Annotated in this window: 1 protein-coding gene and 1 pseudogene; both read left to right on the top strand. The window is 62.0% G+C overall.

Annotation, left to right across the window (positions count from 1 at the left end):
• A partial coding sequence (locus tag V6C16_RS14230; protein WP_333543554.1) for a YggS family pyridoxal phosphate-dependent enzyme occupies positions 1 to 579 on the top strand: 579 nt, incomplete at its 5' end.
• 146 nt (positions 580 to 725) lie between these two features.
• A pseudogene (locus V6C16_RS14235) lies at positions 726 to 967 on the top strand (flagellar basal body-associated FliL family protein); the annotation flags it as partial.

The following is a 967-nucleotide window of genomic DNA, read 5'->3' on the forward strand; positions in this document are numbered from 1 at the left end:
GCCGCTGCGGGGCGGGTGGACTTTGGCGAAAACTATGTGCAGGAAGCCCTGCAGAAGCGTGAAGAGCTGGAAGCTGCGCCCTCGGCTTCTGCCCTTCATATCCGCTGGCACATGATCGGCCACGTGCAGAGCCGCAAGGCCGGGCAGGTGGCCGGGGCCTTCGCTCTGGTGCATACGCTTGACTCACGCAAGCTGGCCGATGCTTTTGAGCGGCGGCTTGCTGAAGCGCAGGCCCGCCAGGCGGTGCTGTTTCAGGTGAATATCGCCTCGGAACCACAAAAAAGCGGCATTATGGCTGCAGATTTGCCCGCTTTGGCCGATTATGTACTTGAGAGCTGCCCGCACCTTGATGTCCAGGGGCTCATGTGTCTGCCCCCGGTCTTTGATGCCGGCGATGCCGCACGGCCCCACTTTGCCCTCCTGCGTGAACTGCGGGACGGCCTGCGCGCCCGCACCGGTTTGCCCTTGCCTGTACTGTCTATGGGAATGAGCGGCGACTTTGAGGCGGCCGTGACCGAAGGGGCTACCCTGGTACGCATAGGTACGGATATTTTCGGGCTGCGCCCGGCCAAAACGTAGTATCTGGCACAGTGTCTGCATTAGCTGTGGGGGCCGGTTTTTGCGGGCGGTGCTTCGGAGATATCCGGTTGCGCATGCTTCGCCCATAAAAATCGCACGCGGCACGGCATTGCCGTTATGCCCGCGTCAGGCCAACGGAGTTTATTATGGCGGCCAAGGAAAAAGAAGCCCCGGCCCTGCCCGAGGGGCAGGCGGAAAGCCCCAAGAAAAAGTCCCGGGTCAAGCGCATTGTCATTATTTTGGCAATACTGCTCATGACGTTGAGCGGCGCGGGGCTTGGCGGTTACTGGTGGCTGTATTTGCGCACACCTTCAAACGGTGCTGCCGTTTCGTCGCCTGAGGCGGCGGGTGGTCTGTCGGCGGAAGGCGGCGCTGCCTCCGGCACGGC

The sequence above is a fragment of the Desulfovibrio sp. 1188_IL3213 genome (assembly GCF_036763145.1).
GTDB lineage: Bacteria > Desulfobacterota > Desulfovibrionia > Desulfovibrionales > Desulfovibrionaceae > Desulfovibrio.